This is a genomic window from Campylobacter corcagiensis, from assembly GCF_013201645.1.
Taxonomy (GTDB): Bacteria; Campylobacterota; Campylobacteria; order Campylobacterales; family Campylobacteraceae; genus Campylobacter_B; species Campylobacter_B corcagiensis.
Map to the genome: position 1 here is coordinate 181,237 of NZ_CP053842.1, position 17,075 is coordinate 198,311.

A 17,075-nucleotide genomic window follows, 5' to 3' on the forward strand; every position below is an offset into this window, starting at 1 on the left:
GTGCCAAATAGGAGTCTTAGGGCTAAATTTATACTCCAGCTGATTTGCAGTAGTGCGATGCTAATACTGATATTTTCTGGGATGCTTTATCAATATATAAAGATAAATATCTTTGAAAATGTAGTTCAGGTTTTAAATTCCGAAGCCAAAAGACTCACTAAAGAGTCAAAACTGCCATCAAATTATTCAATTAGCACGCTTGGTCACAACCAGATATTTATAGATACTTATCCAAATACTAGGAGTATTAAAGCTCCAAAATATACTAAAAAAGTGAGTAAAAACAGCAGTACATTAACCCTTGAGTATCCATTTGATAGTAAGGTTATAGCACTTACAACTGACACTACATTTTATAGCAATATCATAAAGCAGATTCTAACTGATATTATCATTATAAATACTACGATGATATTTTTGATACTATTTTTTGCTATGTTTTTATCTCGTTCGCTTCTAATACCTGTAAAAACCATCACAAAAAATCTTTCAAATCTTAATGAAACAGTCCTAAAGCCACTTGATGAGAGTGAGATTCCGCTTGAATTTCGCCCACTTTCAAAAGGTATAAATCGTCTAATAAATAGAATAGAAACATTTGTTAGTTATCAAAAAGAGCTTTTTATTGGCATCGCACATGAGCTTAAAACCCCACTTGCTGTTATGAAAACCAAAAACGAAGTCACTCTTTTAAAGCCACGCGATAATGAAAAATACATAAATACCCTTAAAAGCAACAACGCTTCAATTGATAGTATGAATAAAATGATAGGTTCTATTTTAGAGGTTGGAAGGCAAGAAGGTGCTCATTTTGAAAATGCTGAAAATAAAGAGATGATATCTTTTGTAGAAGAGCTTTTTAAGGGCTTTAGAGTTCTAGCAAAAGCTGAGAAAAAAGATATCATTTTAAAGCAAAACAAAGAAATACTATACCTTCAAATTCGTCCAAATTTACTCATCCATATACTTCAAAATTTTGTTCAAAATGCTGTTAAATTTTCACCTGAAAATTCTACTATACTTATACAAACTAGAGTTACAGCAGATGAGTATTTTAGGATAGATGTCGTTGATGAAGGGTGTGGGATAGATGAATCAAGAGATCTTTTTGCCCCTTTTAGAAGATATGGAGATAAAAGCGGGGCTGGTCTTGGACTATTTTTAGCTAAAGGAGCAGCAGAAGCTATGAATGCTGAAATTTATATAAGAAATAGAAATGATAAAAAAGGTGCTATTGCCACGCTTAGAATTCCTATTTCAGAAGCAAGTAGAAGATTAAATAAAGAAAAATCAGAAAGAGAAGAAGAGTGTCAAAACGAGTAGCAGTTATAGATCTTGGGTCAAATTCCGCTAGAATGGTTATTTTTGAGCGAACAAGTAGGCTAGGATTTTACATTTTAGGCGAACATAAAATGAGAGTTAGGCTTGGTGAAGGGGCTTACGAAAAAGGTGGAGTTATCCAAGAAGAGGCGATGGAAAAGTGCTTTTTAGCTTTTGCTGAGTTTAAAAAACTAATATCAAGATATAAAGTTAGCAAAGTTTTAGCAGTTGGAACTTCAGCTTTAAGAGATGCTAAAAATAGAAGTGAGTTTATCAAAAAAGTAAGAACATTAGGGATAAATTTACGCGTCATTTCAGGCGATGAAGAGGCATATTTAGGCGGTTTTGCAGCTTCAAATTTGTTGCCAAAATTTAGTAAAGCAGTAGCTATAGATATCGGTGGTGGATCTACTGAGTTGGCTTTGATTGAAGATGGAAGAGTTATTGATACAAGATCGCTAAATTTAGGAACCGTTAGGCTAAAAGAGCTATTTTATGATAAGAGAAATTTAAAAGGACTTGATGAGTTTATCAAGGCTAGTTTAGATGAAATTCCTTCAAATTTTAGTTGCGAAAATATCATTGCCATTGGTGGTTCACTTAGAGCCATAAGTAATGCTATTATGGAGATTGAAAGCTATCCTTTAAATTTAGTTCATGGTTTTAAATATGAGTGGGATGAACAAAAAGAGCTATTAAGTGAAATTTCAACTTCAGACGCTCTTGATCTTAATAAATTCGCTATCAAAAAAGATCGTTATGATACCATAAGAGGTGGGGCTTATATCTTTAAAAGTGTGGTAAATTTAATCGGTGCAAAGCATATCACAACAAGTGGAGTTGGAGTTAGAGAGGGCGTTTTTTTAACAAATTTAATCGGTAGAAATGCTAAATTTCCAGCTGGTTTTAATCCAAGTCTAAGAAGCTTAAGAGATAGATTTGAGATGGATTTTAGGCCAAATATAGCTAAATTTGCAAAAGATATATTTGAAGTTTTAAAGCCACTACACGAACTTAGTGATGAGTTTATAAAACCTTTAGTAACAGCAGCAAAAATTTACGATATAGGCTTAAGAGTTAGCTTTTACTCAAAACATAGCCACTCAAGTTATCTTGTATTAAACAGCCTAAATTACGGCTTTACTCATGAAGAAAAGGCTTTGATGGCTATCATAATAAAACAAAATGGTAAAAAAAGCGTTGTATCTGAGTTTTATGATTATAAAATGCTTCTTCCTAGTGAAGATAAGATTGTTTGGCTTGGTTTTATTTTAAAGCTTGCAAAGAGTCTTGATTGCGGTGATAGAAAAGATGTTAGTTTTAATTTTGCAAATTTAACACTTGAAATTTTTGGTCTAAAAGATGCTATTTTTGTAAAAGATAGTGTTAAAAAAATAAGCAAACCTGCTGTTTTTGCTATAACATTTAACTAAATTTGAAAGGAATAAAATGCCACTACTTGATAGTTTTAGAGTTGATCATACAAAGATGAAAGCCCCAGGAGTTAGGCTTGCTAAGACGATGAAAACCCCAAAAGGTGACACTATAACTGTTTTTGATCTTAGATTTTGTACGCCAAATAAAGATATAATGAGCGAAAAAGGCACTCACACTTTAGAGCATCTTTTTGCTGGTTTTATGAGAGATCATTTAAACTCAAATAGCTGTGAGATTATAGATATATCGCCGATGGGCTGTAGGACTGGCTTTTATATGAGCGTGATTGGAAGTCCTGAAATCTCACTAGTTATAGATGCATGGCAAAGATCTATGAGAGATGTTTTAGAAGTAAAAAGTGAAGGTGATATACCAGAGCTTAATGTTTATCAATGCGGAACTTATAAAATGCATAGCCTTGATGAAGCTAAACAAATCGCTCAAAATGTGCTTGATAATGGCATAAATGCGATAGATAATGAATCTATAAAGCTATCTTTTAAGTAAAATTTCAGTTTGAACAAAATTAGCTTTTTATCTAAAAGTTAATTTTGTTTTACTATCTTTGCCAAATTTCTTTATGGCCAAATTTCAGGCTATTGTCTGTAAATTTTGCCCATGAGATTAAAACTGTAAAAATTTCTCCTTTATGAAGCAGAGCAAAAGGAAATTTCTTATAATAAAGCTTTTTTTCCTTTAAATTTGCTCTTTTTAACACCCCTAAAAATTGAAGTCCTTTTATGGCTTTTATTTTTTTAGTATCAACAAAGATTGTTCCGCTAACGCTCTTTTCTAGTCCAAATTTTATATGTTTTGAAGAGCTACTTCCTGCTATTATAAGGGCTGAATTTAAAGAGTCATAAGCATAAAATGAATTTGCACAATATGGCAAATTTTCAGCTATTACGCAAATGGTTAAGATTTCGTTTTCCATGATGAATTTATCAAAATTTTCTCTCATTTTTTAAAACCTTACAAAAATTTGTTATAATCATACCTAAAATTTAAGGAAAACTATGACAGATTTAGAAAAATTAGAAGATATGTTTATGCTCCAACAACGCCTAAATGATGAGACAAATGGTAAAAAATGGGAAGATGGCATCGCACAAAATGGTAAATTAATAAGCTGGAAAAGGTGCATTTATATGGAGTGTGCTGAGCTTTTAGATAGCTTTGCTTGGAAGCATTGGAAAAATGTAAACTCACCTACAAATGCCCAAAATGTTGCAGTTGAGATAGTTGACATTTGGCATTTTATCTTAAGCCTTGTACTAGAAAAAGCCTATCCAAACTACACTATTAGCGATGTTGTAAAAGATGTTGCTTCTGTTAGTGGTTTTGGGGATTTTTGTTCTGATGCTTACGATATGAGCGAGTATAATATCTATGAAATAATGAATGATATTGAGATCATAATCCATGAAACAAGTGGCTTTAACTACCAAATTCACGAGCTTTTGACTCATTATTTTAGACTTGCTCTTAAGTGTGGTGTAAATTTGCATAAGCTTTATGAAATTTATATCGCTAAAAATGTACTTAATAAATTTCGTCAAGACAACGGCTATCAAGATGGCTCATATCAAAAAATCTGGGGCAAAAAAGAGGATAACGAAGTTATGAGTGAGATCTTAAAAGATAGCTCACTAAATGCTAATGAAATTTATAAAGCCTTAGAAAAAGAGTATTTAAAATTTAGATGAGTATAAAACTCTCTTTTAAGGATTTTTTAACACCAAAATTTCTTGGGCTTTCATTTTTGCCTTTTATTATATCAGCAGTTTTGCTTGCTGTTTTTATGATATATGGCGGTTTAGAGCTTTTTGATGCGTTAAAAATAGGGGCAAAAAGTGGGGATTTTAGCTTTTTAGATGAAGAAAAATTTCCACTTATTGCTAAATTTTTAACTTTTAGCATTACAAAGTGGATAATATCAGCTCTTTTTTACTTTGCTGGAACTTTTTTGGTTATAATCTTATCTTTAGTAATCGCTGCTATTGTGATTGGGTTTTTAACTCCAGTTGTGACAAAAGATATAAACTTAAAGTACTATAAACTAAACAAAAAAGATGAGCCAAATTTTATAAGAGTAAGTATTCTTATGCTAAAAGAGCTTGGAATTTTTATACTTTTGCTTTTGATCGCTCTTCCTTTTTTATTTGTGCCACTTGTTAATATTTTTGTTATTCACATTCCATTTTTTTATATGTATTATAAATTTATGCTTATCGATGTTAGTTCAAATGCCCTAAATAAAGAGCGTTTTGAGAGATTTTATGCTAAAGGTGGCGGATATGATTTTATCTTTTTGTGCTTTTTGTTTTATCTTGTTTCGCTCATACCACTTCTTGGAATTTTCTTACAAATTCTTTTTGTTATAAATCTCTCACACAATGTCTATCAAAAAGAGCAAAATTTTAGAGCTAAATATCAACTCTTAGATGAAATTTAGCTAAAAATCTATAAAAATTAGAAGTTAAATTTAAAAAACCTACAATTTTGATAGTCGTTATTAATAATTTTTATTATTGACAAAAATATTTTAATATGCTAAAATTACGTGATTTTGATAATGAAAGGTTGAAAATGAGACAATATGAAACTTATAAATGCCCAAAATGCGGTAATGAAGTAGAAGTTCAAAAAGTTGGCGGTGGCGAGCTTGTTTGCTGTGGCGAAAAGATGGAGTGTATAACAAAAGATCTAACTGAAGTAAACCTTATGAAGGCTTTTGCTGGTGAGTCAATGGCTAGAAATAAGTATGAATTTTATGGAGATTACGCAGAAAAAGCTGGCTATAGAGTTATAGCTGATCACTTCAGAGAAGCTGCTAAAAATGAGAGAAAACACGCTAAAATGGAATTTGAAGCATATAAAGAAAAGATTGGTGTTGATCTAAAAGATATCGGTGCAAACCTGCTTGATGCAGCAGCTGGAGAGAGATATGAACATGAGATAATGTATCCAGACTTTTCTCAAGTTGCAAAAGAAGAGGGGCATAAAGAGATAGCTTCTATGTTTAAAAGAATCGGTGGAGTTGAGGTTGAACACGAAAGAGAGTATCTTGAGTTAAAACAGTTTCTTGATGATGAGAAATTCTTTAAAGATGAGGGTGAGGAAGTCTGGGTCTGTGGAGTTTGTGGCCATGTTCACAGAGGTAAAACCGCACCAAAAGTATGTCCAGTTTGTGATCATCCACAAGAGCATTTCAGAAGAGAATTTTTACTAGCGTAAATTTAAGGGGTTAAATTTAGCCCCTTTTTAGCTTGAATTTTAGAAATTTATTAATTACATAATTTATCGTAAAATATACAAATTTATAATTTTATACTAGGGGTGATTAAAGTCCTTTTATTCTTTTAAGCTCTGGGTCTATAGCTTTTTTATTGCCCGCTCTATCAACACTTACATAAACAACAGTTGCACTTGTTACATGCAGGCAAACTACTGTATTATCGCTAGTAAAACGCTCCACTACTACATTTACTTTAGTTGTTATTGATGTATTTCCAACTGCTACTATTTTTGCATAGCAACTTACTGTATCGCCTATAAAAACAGGCTCTTTAAAGATAACTTCTTTCATCGATATCGTTACAACTCTTTCAGGGGCAACTTCTCTAGCGGCCATAGCTCCAGCTTGGTCTATTCTAGATAAAATCCAACCACCAAAGATATTTCCAGCTGGATTTGTATCAGCTGGCATTGCTACAACTTTTATTCTTAAATCACTCTGTTGTATCATATTTTTCCTTTATTTTATATCTTATAAATTCTATCAAACAAATTTTAACACTATTAAAATTATTACGCTAAAATAATCTATTAGTAAGTTTAAAAGGTTGTAGATGAATAATGATTACAGTAAATTTTTAGAATTTGTAGAAGAAAATAGACAAAAGCTTAATGCTTTATATAAAGATTTAGATAATGATTATGTTAAAAAAGGGCTTCAAATTTGTGACTTTAAAGGCTCAAAAAGTGAGAAAATGGCGGTTTTAAGACGCATAGTTGACTTAAAAACAGACCCACTTTTAATAGAGCTTAAAAAGAAAAATCTAAGTAAGGAAAAAAGCATAGAAATTCGTGATAAGATGTTTAAATATACGGCTTTAATTCATGAAAATATGCATAGAAATTTAGTAAATAAAGCTATGGATTTTAAAGTGTTAAGTAGCTTTAATCTAGCACTCATAAATGGCATACATAAAATAGGGCTTATTTTTAACAAACTTCAACCCCTTTGGCAGCAAAGAGTTATTGATGAAAACTCATTTAAATTTAAAGCTATGAAAAATCCATATAAATTTATAAAAGATAATGCCTTATATCAAAAAACAAGCCGTGGTGAGATTTCTGATAGATGCTATGGGGTGGTAAAATTTATAAATGACAAAGAGGCTGTTTTAGAGCCTTACGCAGTAGCTTTTCCTGAGTTTGCAAAAGAGCTTGAAAGAGCTTTTGATGAGCTTTTAGATGAGCTTAAAATTTATGGTGTAAGTCAAGAAGAGCTTTCTTATATTAGGTATTTGGAGAATTTAAAATACGCTATTTTAGAAACAAATCCTGATAGAGTAATAGATGCTTGGAGAGATGCTGAAATGGCTTGGATGGATACAAAAGGTGATATCCAAATAGGTCATCTGCTTGAGTATTATGAAGACGCTTACACTCATGTAGTTGCCTTAGAATGGGATGTTAGGCTTAAAGAAAATGGCGATTTTGATGATTTAGACTTTAAAAAAGATGTTAAAAAAAGCTTTGGAAAAGTTTATGAAAATATCGGGGCAAATAACTCGTTTATGCGTTCTATGGTTAATTCTAATATTGATAAAACTCAGCTTTATATTTCAACTCCAGCACTTTATTATGGAGCTGATTTAGAAGGTCTTTTTAGTGCTCAAGTTGTTCCAAATGATGAGTTTGTAAGTGCAAATAGTGGGAAAAAAATATTTGCTTTTGTAAAGCATGTTTATGAAGCGGCCAAATCAAGACCATATATGAAAATAGCAAGTGAGATTTTTGAAAAAAACTACTTGGACTATGGACGAGATATCTTAAACAATAAGCCTGAAATCTGGAGAAAAGTTTATGAGATAAGCACAATTGGTCATGAATTTGGTCATCTTTGGTTTATAGATGATAGCACAGAAAATTCTATGAACAAAAGCGGTGTTTTTAAATTTATAGAGGAGTATAAAGCAACAACTGGCGGGTTAATAAATTTCTTTTATAACGAAAAAGCTGAACTTAAAAAGCCAGTATTTGATGAGCTTATCCGTAGAAGTGTAGGGCTTATTGCTTGGCAAGAAGTAGAACATGTTAGGGCGTATTATTGCGAAGGACTTATACATTTAACTTTGCTTTTTGAAAGTGGGGCGTTAAATTTTAATGGTAAAAAACTAATAGTAAATTTAGACGCTTATCCTAAATTTAAAGATTTAACGATAAAAAACTATGAGAATTTAGCAACTCATTATACAAAAAAGCTAGATGCGGCTATATTTTTGGATAAATTTGCTGTTTTTGAAGGTGATGTTTACTTGCCAAAGGATAAAAAAGTGCGAGAATTTGTTGAGTATTATCACGCACTTTATAAGGAAATTGGCAATGAGATTGATGAAGATGCTACGAATTTAGCTTGATTTTTTCTATATCACCGTATCTGAAGTGCTCTTTGATTTTGCCCATAAGTGCGGTGGTTTCTTCATTTATTGGCAAAACTATATGATGACCTTCTTTAAAGGCGATGAAGTAGTTATCTTCGCTTTTAATTACTCTATTAACCGAGTCAAGCTGGAAAATCTCACTTGGCTTTGGCTTTTCTTTGTTATAAAATTTAATCACTCCATCATCTATCTCAAAATTCATCAAAACACTAGAATTTTCTATATTTTTTGCGATTTTAAGATGCTTTAAAAGCAAACGATTATAAAATTTAGGATAAAAAATAAGCCATAAAATAGAAGCAACTATGGCTGTAATAGTAAGAATTGGCACTGTTTTAGCAATACCATCGATGATAATACCAACAAGTAGAAATTCAAAAGGTATAGCATAAGTGCTAATTAGTTTTTGTTTTTTTGCCTTTTTACTGTGAAGTAGCATAAAGGTGTTTAGGTTAATGACATCTTTATCTGTGATGGTAACTCTCATTTTTTTCCTTTTTAAAATTTGGGTATTGTAGCGAAATTTATAAATTTTAGCAAAGTAGCATTTTTTAAGTAAAAATTAGATAAAATGCTAGATTTAAGTAAAATTAAAAGGTTGATTGTGGATTATGATTTTAAATTTGATATGTTGAATTTAACCTTTATTATGGACTTTTCAGCCTTAAAAAGGGAATAAATGAAAGAGCTTTTTAAACTGAGGGGTTTTTTAGTTTTTACTACGATAGTTTTGTTAAATGCCAGCATAGATTTAGGTCATAAGATTACCATACAAAACACACTTGTTAAAAGCTTTACGGGGGATACTTTAGTAACTCTTACAGCTTTAGTAAATTTGCTGATTTTGCTGCCATATGTAGCCTGTTTTTCACTAAGTGGCTTTATAAATGATAAATTCTCACGAACTTTAGTCTCAAGATATGCTGCAGCAAGTGAGATAATCTTTACTGCTTTTATAACAATAGCTTATTTTAACGGCTGGTTTTATTTTGCTTTTGCTATGACAATACTTCTAGCTATACAAAGTGCTATTTACTCTCCTGCTAAATACTCACTCATAAAACAGATCGTAGGTGAGAAAAACCTAGGTCCAGCAAATGGCGTCATAGAAGCGGTTACGATTATTGCCATACTTGCATCATCACTAGTTTTTTCTATCGTGTTTGAAAATTTTGCCGTTGTTTCAGATAATCCTGGTGAAATAATGAAATCAGTTTGGTTTATAGGTCTTATTCTTTTTATAACTTCTTCAACTGAGACATTTTTAGCTTACAGACTTCCTTATTTTAAACCAACTAACAAAGAGGCTAAATTTAAGCCTGTAAAATACATAACCTTTGGCTATTTGCGTGAAAATTTAAGCCTTATTTTTAAAGATAAAAACATCTGGCTTGCTGTTTTGGGACTTTCTATTTTCTGGGCTCTTTCTCAGCTTATAATCGCAGTTTTTCCAGCTCATTATAAATTTATGAGCACAGATGATAATGTTATAATCATACAGCTAATTCTAGCTATAAGTGCCTTAGGGCTTGTGTTTGGGTCTGTATTTGCAGGGCATTGTTCTAAAAACCACATAGAACTTGGTCTTGTGCCACTTGGAGCAGCTTTGCTCTTTGCGTCTTTATTTATGTTTGCAAACGCTCATAGCTTATTAATGCTTGTAGTTTGTTCTATATCTTTTGGGTTTGCTGGGGGAATTTTTATAGTTCCACTTAATGCAAATATTCAGCTTTTTTCAAAAGATGATCACATGGGTAGGACAATTGCAGCAAGCAACTTTATCCAAAACATCTTCATGGTTGGATTTTTAGTTATTGCTATATTTTTCTCAACTATAAAAATGAGCACAACGAATATCTTTCTTTTGGCTAGTTTTACTGCACTATTAGTGGCAGTTATAGCGTTTTATGTTCTAAAAAACATCTCAGTTAGGATAATAGTTTTACCATTCTTTAAGCTTTTTTACACAATTCGTTCACATGGATTAGAAAACATACCAAAAAGTGGTTCGGCTTTGCTTTTAGGAAATCACATAACATGGATTGATTGGCTTTTTATACAGATGGTGGTTAAAAGACCGATTAAATTTGTGATGCATGTTAGGTTTTATGAAGGGCTAGGTGTTAAGTGGCTTTTGAAATTTTTTGGTGCTATTCCAATAGGTGGAAGTTCAAGTAGAAGTGCTTTTGAGACGATAAGTGAAGAGCTAAAAAACGGTAGTTTAGTATGTCTTTTTCCAGAAGGGCATATGACAAGAAATTCTAGAATGTATGATTTTCAAAAAGGTTTTGAAGTAGCAATAAACGGCACAAATGCGCCGATTATTCCTTTTCATATGAAAGGTTTTTGGGGTTCATTTTGGTCTTTGGCAAACAAAGACTTTAAAAAAAGGACAAAAAAACAGAGATTTAGAAGAATTTTAGCTATATCATTTGGTGAAATGATGCCATCAGGATCTAATGCTTTAGAGGTAAAAGAGGCTGTTAAAAAGCAAAGTTTTTACTCCTGGGATCTTTATTTAAAAGAGCAAAAGCCACCACATTTGCAGTTTTTAGATAGTGTAAGAAGAAATTTATTTAAAGTAAATATTGTAAATTTTGATGGTAAAGAAGTTAGAGGATTTGCATTTTTAACTGCTGTGCTTATGTTTATAAAAAAGCTTGATATGAAAGGTGAAAATATAGGAATTTTGCTTCCTCCAAGTGTTGCTTGTAGTGCTTTGAATTTAGCCATTTTTTCTCAGAAAAAAAGAGCAGTAAATCTTAACTATACAATGGGCGATGCTATGCTTGAAAAGTGCGTAAATAAAGCTAAGATTAAAGTTATATTTTCATCAAGGAAATTTATAGAAAAGCTAGAAAACAGAGGTCTTATTATAAATGAAAATGTTAAGTCTAGGATTTATTACCTTGAAGATTTAGCAGATATAGTCTCTAAATTTGATAAAATTTCAACTGCCTTAACTGCTATTTTTATGCCAAAATTTCTTATAAATGCACTATATTTTGATAGTGTTAAACTAAATGATGATGCACTTATTTTATTTAGTAGTGGAAGTGAGGGTGAGCCAAAAGGTATAGTTTTAACTCATAAAAATTTAGTTGCAAACACAAAGCAAATTGCTGATCTTTTAGCATCACCAAAAAATGAGGTAATGTTCGCAAGTCTTCCTGTTTTTCATACTTTTGGACTAACTGTAACTATGCTTTATCCTTTAGTAGAAGGTATTAAAAGCGTTTGTGTGGCAGATCCAACTGATGCTTATACGGTTGGAAAGATGGCGTGTAAATATAAAGCTACGATAATGTTTGGAACCTCAACTTTTTATAGGTTATATATAAAACAAAGAAAACTTGCTCCAGCTATGTTTGATACGTTAAGGTACGCTGTGGCTGGTGGCGAGAAGCTAAATTCGGATGTAAAAAAGGAATTTAGGCTTAAATTTGGTATAAGTTTACTTGAAGGATATGGTACGACTGAGACCGGACCTGTGATAAGTGTGAATTTACCAAATGAGATTGATGAAGGAACATTTAAAGAGAGAATTTTCGAGCGTCCAAATAGTGTTGGAATAGCTTTAGCTGGGACTATTGTAAAAATAGTAGATAAAGAATTTAACGAACTTGATTTGGGTGAAAGTGGACTTATCTTAGTAGCTGGTCATCAGGTTATGAAGGGGTATTATGAGAGTGATAAGGAGTGGAGAGTTAAAATAGATGGATTTACTTACTATAATACCGGCGATATCGGCTATGTTGATGAAAGAGGCTTTATTTTTATAACTGATAGGCTCTCACGCTTTGCTAAAGTAGGTGGTGAGATGATAAGTTTAGCAGCAGTTGAAGAGAGTTTAAGAGATAGTTTTAGCGAAGATGAGATGATAGCGGCAACTAACCTTGATGATGATAAAAAGGGTGAAAAAATCATACTTTTATATGTTGGAAAGAAGAAAAAAGAAGAGCTTTATGAGATAGTAAATGGTTCATCTTTAGCTCCGATTGCTAGACCAAGTGAGGTTATTAAAGTTCGTTCAATTCCGGTTTTAGGTACAGGAAAGGTTGACCTAAAAGGGCTTAAGAATTTAGCTAAGAAAAAACTCGAAGGCGGAATTGACTGGAAATTTTGGGAGAAAGATTAGGGTAGTATTGGGATTAAGTTTGCTGAAAAGTTTTTGTTAATACATTTAATATGATTATTTTATATGTAAACTTAAATTCCGCATTATCATAAAAGTCAATAAAAATTTTTAATTTTTATTGACTTTTATACTTAATTGTATTAGAATGAAAATCACAATAAAAATTATGTGTAAAGGGGGTATAGAATGAAAGCATTGTATGTGGCTAAATATATTTTAGCTAAATGTACTAATGATGGTCACCCTATTAGTAATTTGCAGCTTCAAAAAATACTCTATTATATACAGTATGAATTTTTAACTAAATATGATGAACCGCTTTTTGAAGATGATTTTGAAGCTTGGAAATTTGGTCCAGTAATACCATCTATTTATTATAAATATTGTGCTGGTGGTTCTTTAAAAATTATAAGTAATGATAATGCTGATGAAGATTTTAATGATTTATATTTAAATCAAAAATATGTAATTGACGAAATTGTAGAGAAACAAAGAATAAAATATCCTTGGAATTTGGTAAATGAAGTTCATAAAAAAAATAAGGCTTGGGATAAGGTGTTTTCTCAAGGTGCTGGATCGGGAAAAATAATACAGCAAAAAGACATAAAAGAGAATGGATTTTAAAGATTTGCAAGATAAACATAAAATTATAGATGAAGTTTTATGCTCTCTTTCTAGCTTAAAGCAGATTGATGATAAAAAGATGTTTTATAAGATAAAAGGAAATATAAAAAAGCTTGAAAAAATATATCATTCTGGTTTTAGACATCAATATTCTGAAATTTTTAAAATTTTATCAAGAATAAATGATGATAGCAAGAAAGAGCTCAGCGTAGATCAGTTAAGTGAAACTATATGCGTTTTATTTGAGTTTGCAAAAAAAGGTGTAATGTTCATGATATTAGTTGGAAGTTGTGTAGCCAAACACCTGCAATCCTCTACAATAATAGAGAATATTATAAAGAGTATTGTGATTATTATATAAATTTCATACCAAAGCTGGCAAAGCTATATGATCATATTAATTTGGATATAGCCAGAATTAACTATATGAAAGCTATCAGGGAAGAAATAAAAGAAGAGTTAAAAGATACTAGTCGTAAAATAGATAAAAACATAAATAAAGCTAAAGATGAGGTTAATAACTCAGCTAACAATGCTCTTAAAAAGGCAGAAGATGCGTTTTATAAAGCACAAGAGTCTACGAAAGATTATGTAACAATCCTTGGTATATTTGCAGCCATAGTTGTTACTTTTACCGGTGCTTTTTCAATCAATAAAGATTTATTTGCAAATATTAGTAATATTTCGTCTATAAAGATCCTATTGTTTGTCTTAACAAATGGTTGTCTAACTTTCAATATTCTAGTTTGTCTTTATAATTTTATATTAAAAATAAATATTAAAAAAGATCAAGAATTATTAAAGACAAATAAGATAAATTTTTATTTAGTGATTGCCATAATGGCAAATTTAATGGTGCTTCTAGTTGATGAAGATTATATAAATACAGACTCTTTAAATTTTATTGTATATACGATAGTGCTCGTAGTTATACTTTTTTTAATATATAGTCTGTATTCATTGTTTAAAAACATAAAACAAATTTTGGTAAAACTATACCTAAAATTTATCTCTTAGTCGAAGCTCTTATTGAGCCAATAACTGCACAAACTACAGCTGGTATAACCCACTCAAACCCGCCATCATAAAATGGTAAGTATGTTTTGAAAAGCTCAGTAACTATAGGAAAATTAATATCAAACTGAGTATCAAAAGTTCTTACAAGACTTATTACAAAAACCACTCCAACAGTTAAAACATATGTAAATCTATCACCATTTACAATATCATCAAGTAGTGATAAAACTATCAAGCAAAGTGCTATTGGGTAGATTATGAAAAGAAATGGTACAGCGTAGCTAATAATCGCACTAAGACCTAAATTTGCTACTATAGAAGCAAAAACAGATACTATAATAATCCATGTTTTATATGGAATTTTTGTTATAGATACAAAATACTCACTTATTGCACAAGTTAGTCCAACTGTTGTTGTAAGGCAGGCTAAAAATACACTTACTCCTAGTATAACAATGCCAAACCTACCAAAAAGAGCATTTGTAGCTGCTGAAAGAATTGTAGCTCCATTTGGATTTACCTCTGATATAAGTCCAGAAGCACCTATACTTGCACCCACATAAGATAGTGCGATATATATTGTCATTAGGATAAACCCAGCTACAAATCCTGATAAAATAGTATACTTTACGATACTTTTTTCATCATTTACGCCTAGTTTTCTAAATGTAATAAGCACAACCAGCCCAAAGTTAAGAGCAGCTAACGCATCCATTGTTTGATATCCTTCAACTACACCTTTTGACACTGCGTGATTTGCCCATTCACCACTTGCAGCTGCAAACTCACCTGTATGCATAGGATTTATTATGGCAGCCAAAACCAAAACCACAATAAGAAGCAAAAGCAAAGGCGTTAAAAACTTACCTAGCATATCAACCATTTTTGTTGAGTTTATAGATAGTGCCCAGTTTATGATAAAATACACTACTGAGTATATAAAAAGTGGTAAAAAACTAGTAAATTCTCCAAGAAAAGGCTTAATGGCAAGCTCATAAGGCATATTTGCAGCTCTTGGCATAGCAAAAAGTGGACCAATTATCAAAAGCATGGCAATTATAAAAACAAGAGCAAATTTGTATGAAACCCTGCTTGCTAGGTTTTGAAGACCATTTGATTTAGCAACAGCTGCTATACCAAGTATAGGAAAAAGCACAGCCGTAAGGCAAAAGGCAATAATAGCAACGCTGGTATTAACACCAGCTTGAAATCCAAGAGATGGTGGGAATATAAAGTTTCCTGCGCCAAAAAACATTGAAAAAAGTGTTAAGCTTACGATTATGAAGCTTTTAAAACTTATATTTTGCATAAGACCTCTTTGAAATAAATTTATGTATATTATTAGATATAAGCTAAATGCTGTATTAAAATTAGACAAATTCAGTAAAATTCAGTAAATTTGTTACTTTTTTACTAAATTTGTCTTAAATTTAGGCTCTTTTCTATCTAAGTTCAATATCAATTTGTTTAAGTGCTGCTATTCTGTCTTCAGTTTTTGGGTGAGTTCTAAAAAGATTAGCTAAATTTGACTTTACGCCACTAAAAGGATTTACAATAAACATATGTGAAGTTTCAGGCTGTGCGCCAGAAAGCACTCTGCCACTCCTTGCGTAGTTTTCTAGTTTGGTAAGTGCTGAAGCTAGAGCTAGTGGGTTTTTTGTTATCATTGCTGCTCCTTTATCAGCTCCGTATTCGCGGCTTCTTGAAATGCTCATTTGTATAATCGTTGCAACTATTGGCATTATTATTGCTAGGGCTATTATTAGTATAGGATTTCTGTTTTGGTTATTATTTGAAACTGCACCAAATTGAGCGAAATTTCCAAGTATTGATATCGCTCCTGCAAATGCTGAAGCAATAGAGCCTGTAAGGATGTCATAGTGTTTTACATGGCTAAGTTCGTGAGCCAAAACGCCTTCAATCTCTTCATCATTTAAGATGTCTAAAAGTCCAGTAGTTGCAGCAACAACGGCATTGTTTGGGTTTCTACCTGTTGCAAAAGCGTTTGGAACATTTTCATTTATTATGCACACTTTTGGCATAGGAAGACCAGCTTTATTTGCTAGTTTTTCTACTACTTGATAAATTCTAGTATCGCTTCCTACTGGCTTTGCTCCGTAGTGCTTAAGGACGATTTTATCACTAAAAAAATAACTAAAAAAGTTTATACCACAGGCTAGTAAAAAAGCTATTATCATTCCAGTCTTGCCACCTAAAACGCCGCCAACAAAGACAAAAAGAAGCATTAAGCCAACCATTAAAGCTGTCGTTTTAAAAATTTCCATTTTAAATCCTTTATGGTTAAAATTTTTACTATTATATAATAAATTTAGTTAAAAATTTATTTTAAGACTTTTTATATATAATTTTATATTTTTATAGGAGAGATTATGTTAAAAGAATCTAAAAATTTACAAAATGAGCTAATAGAATTCATAGACTCACAAAAAAGTGTGATAATATCAAGTTTTGATGATTTTTGCTTGTCTTCATATGCTCCATTTATTAGGCTTAAAGATAGTATATTTGTGATCATATCAAGCATTGCAAGGCACTATCAGGCTATAAATAAAAACAAAGAACTAGTAAGTGTGATGTTTATTGAAGATGAGAGCATGGTTAAAAGCATTTTTGCTAGATTTAGGGCGAGTTTTAGTGTGGAAGTTGGTTTAAAAGATGAACTTAGAGATGAGATTTTTTCTAAATTTGAAGAAAAATTCAAAGATGAAGTAGCACTAAAGATGATAAAAGATCTTAAAGATTTTCATATTATAGAATTTAAACTTAAAAATGGTCGTTTTGTTAAAGGATTTGGTAGGGCTTATGATTTAGATGGGTTAAATGTAACAAATTCTGTAAAAGGGTAA

Annotated in this window: 17 protein-coding genes; 12 read left to right on the top strand and 5 right to left on the bottom strand. The window is 31.4% G+C overall.

Going from position 1 to position 17,075, the window contains the following annotated elements; genetic code table 11:
- Positions 1-57 precede the first annotated feature (57 nt).
- From CCORG_RS01075 to luxS, 3 genes are read left to right on the top strand one after another with little or no spacing between them, the layout of a single operon-like run.
- Positions 58-1,323 (top strand): sensor histidine kinase, encoded by a 1,266-nt coding sequence (locus tag CCORG_RS01075; RefSeq protein WP_025802596.1) that lies wholly within the window; start codon positions 58-60, stop codon positions 1,321-1,323.
- On the top strand, positions 1,308-2,753 hold the full coding sequence (locus tag CCORG_RS01080) for a Ppx/GppA phosphatase family protein (RefSeq protein WP_025802598.1): 1,446 nt from the start codon (positions 1,308-1,310) through the stop codon (positions 2,751-2,753). The genes CCORG_RS01075 and CCORG_RS01080 overlap by 16 nt, the downstream gene beginning before the upstream one ends.
- Before the next feature lie 16 nt (positions 2,754-2,769).
- Positions 2,770-3,264 (top strand): S-ribosylhomocysteine lyase, encoded by a 495-nt coding sequence (gene luxS / locus CCORG_RS01085; RefSeq protein ID WP_025802600.1) that lies wholly within the window; start codon positions 2,770-2,772, stop codon positions 3,262-3,264.
- A 52-nt stretch (positions 3,265-3,316) separates the two neighbouring features.
- On the opposite strand, the gene CCORG_RS01090 is transcribed toward luxS, so the two are convergent.
- Positions 3,317-3,718, bottom strand: coding sequence for a hypothetical protein (locus CCORG_RS01090; RefSeq protein WP_025802602.1), 402 nt, complete (start codon positions 3,716-3,718; stop codon positions 3,317-3,319).
- Between the two features lie 55 nt (positions 3,719-3,773).
- On the opposite strand from CCORG_RS01090, the gene dut reads away from it, so the two are divergent.
- From dut to CCORG_RS01105, 3 genes are all read left to right on the top strand, one after another.
- Positions 3,774-4,463, top strand: a complete 690-nt coding sequence (dut, locus tag CCORG_RS01095; protein WP_025802604.1) for a dUTPase — start codon at positions 3,774-3,776, stop codon at positions 4,461-4,463.
- Complete coding sequence (locus CCORG_RS01100; protein WP_025802606.1) at positions 4,460-5,212, top strand: EI24 domain-containing protein; 753 nt, start codon at positions 4,460-4,462, stop codon at positions 5,210-5,212. The genes dut and CCORG_RS01100 overlap by 4 nt, the downstream gene beginning before the upstream one ends.
- A gap of 134 nt (positions 5,213-5,346) precedes the next feature.
- Positions 5,347-5,994 carry a ferritin family protein gene (locus CCORG_RS01105; protein WP_025802608.1) on the top strand — a complete coding sequence of 216 codons (648 nt, stop codon included), beginning with the start codon at positions 5,347-5,349 and terminating at the stop codon, positions 5,992-5,994.
- Positions 5,995-6,100: 106 nt separating this feature from the next.
- On the opposite strand, the gene CCORG_RS01110 is transcribed toward CCORG_RS01105, so the two are convergent.
- Positions 6,101-6,505, bottom strand: coding sequence for an acyl-CoA thioesterase (locus CCORG_RS01110; RefSeq protein WP_025802610.1), 405 nt, complete (start codon positions 6,503-6,505; stop codon positions 6,101-6,103).
- A 103-nt stretch (positions 6,506-6,608) separates the two neighbouring features.
- On the opposite strand from CCORG_RS01110, the gene ciaB reads away from it, so the two are divergent.
- Complete coding sequence (ciaB, locus tag CCORG_RS01115) at positions 6,609-8,405, top strand: invasion protein CiaB (protein ID WP_025802612.1); 1,797 nt, start codon at positions 6,609-6,611, stop codon at positions 8,403-8,405.
- Here ciaB and CCORG_RS01120 read toward each other — a convergent pair.
- Complete coding sequence (locus CCORG_RS01120) at positions 8,389-8,916, bottom strand: hypothetical protein (protein ID WP_025802614.1); 528 nt, start codon at positions 8,914-8,916, stop codon at positions 8,389-8,391. The two genes, ciaB and CCORG_RS01120, sit on opposite strands and share 17 nt — an antisense overlap.
- Before the next feature lie 192 nt (positions 8,917-9,108).
- On the opposite strand from CCORG_RS01120, the gene CCORG_RS01125 reads away from it, so the two are divergent.
- From CCORG_RS01125 to CCORG_RS01140, 4 genes are all read left to right on the top strand, one after another.
- Positions 9,109-12,567: an acyl-[ACP]--phospholipid O-acyltransferase gene (locus tag CCORG_RS01125; RefSeq protein WP_025802616.1), complete on the top strand. Its 3,459-nt coding sequence runs from the start codon at positions 9,109-9,111 to the stop codon at positions 12,565-12,567.
- Between the two features lie 186 nt (positions 12,568-12,753).
- A complete protein-coding gene (locus tag CCORG_RS01130; protein ID WP_025802618.1) occupies positions 12,754-13,191 on the top strand; it encodes a Panacea domain-containing protein in 438 nt (145 codons plus the stop codon).
- Between the two features lie 4 nt (positions 13,192-13,195).
- Positions 13,196-13,552 carry a hypothetical protein gene (locus CCORG_RS01135; RefSeq protein ID WP_152534253.1) on the top strand — a complete coding sequence of 119 codons (357 nt, stop codon included), beginning with the start codon at positions 13,196-13,198 and terminating at the stop codon, positions 13,550-13,552.
- 65 nt (positions 13,553-13,617) lie between these two features.
- Positions 13,618-14,208, top strand: coding sequence for a hypothetical protein (locus CCORG_RS01140; protein WP_025802624.1), 591 nt, complete (start codon positions 13,618-13,620; stop codon positions 14,206-14,208).
- On the opposite strand, the gene brnQ is transcribed toward CCORG_RS01140, so the two are convergent.
- Together brnQ and htpX are read right to left on the bottom strand one after the other, a co-directional pair.
- A complete protein-coding gene (gene brnQ / locus CCORG_RS01145) occupies positions 14,198-15,517 on the bottom strand; it encodes a branched-chain amino acid transport system II carrier protein (protein ID WP_025802626.1) in 1,320 nt (439 codons plus the stop codon). The genes CCORG_RS01140 and brnQ overlap by 11 nt on opposite strands.
- 133 nt (positions 15,518-15,650) lie before the next feature.
- Positions 15,651-16,493 (bottom strand): zinc metalloprotease HtpX, encoded by an 843-nt coding sequence (gene htpX, locus CCORG_RS01150; protein WP_025802628.1) that lies wholly within the window; start codon positions 16,491-16,493, stop codon positions 15,651-15,653.
- A gap of 105 nt (positions 16,494-16,598) precedes the next feature.
- Between htpX and CCORG_RS01155 the strand changes: the two genes are divergently transcribed.
- On the top strand, positions 16,599-17,075 hold the full coding sequence (locus CCORG_RS01155) for a pyridoxamine 5'-phosphate oxidase family protein (protein ID WP_034971388.1): 477 nt from the start codon (positions 16,599-16,601) through the stop codon (positions 17,073-17,075).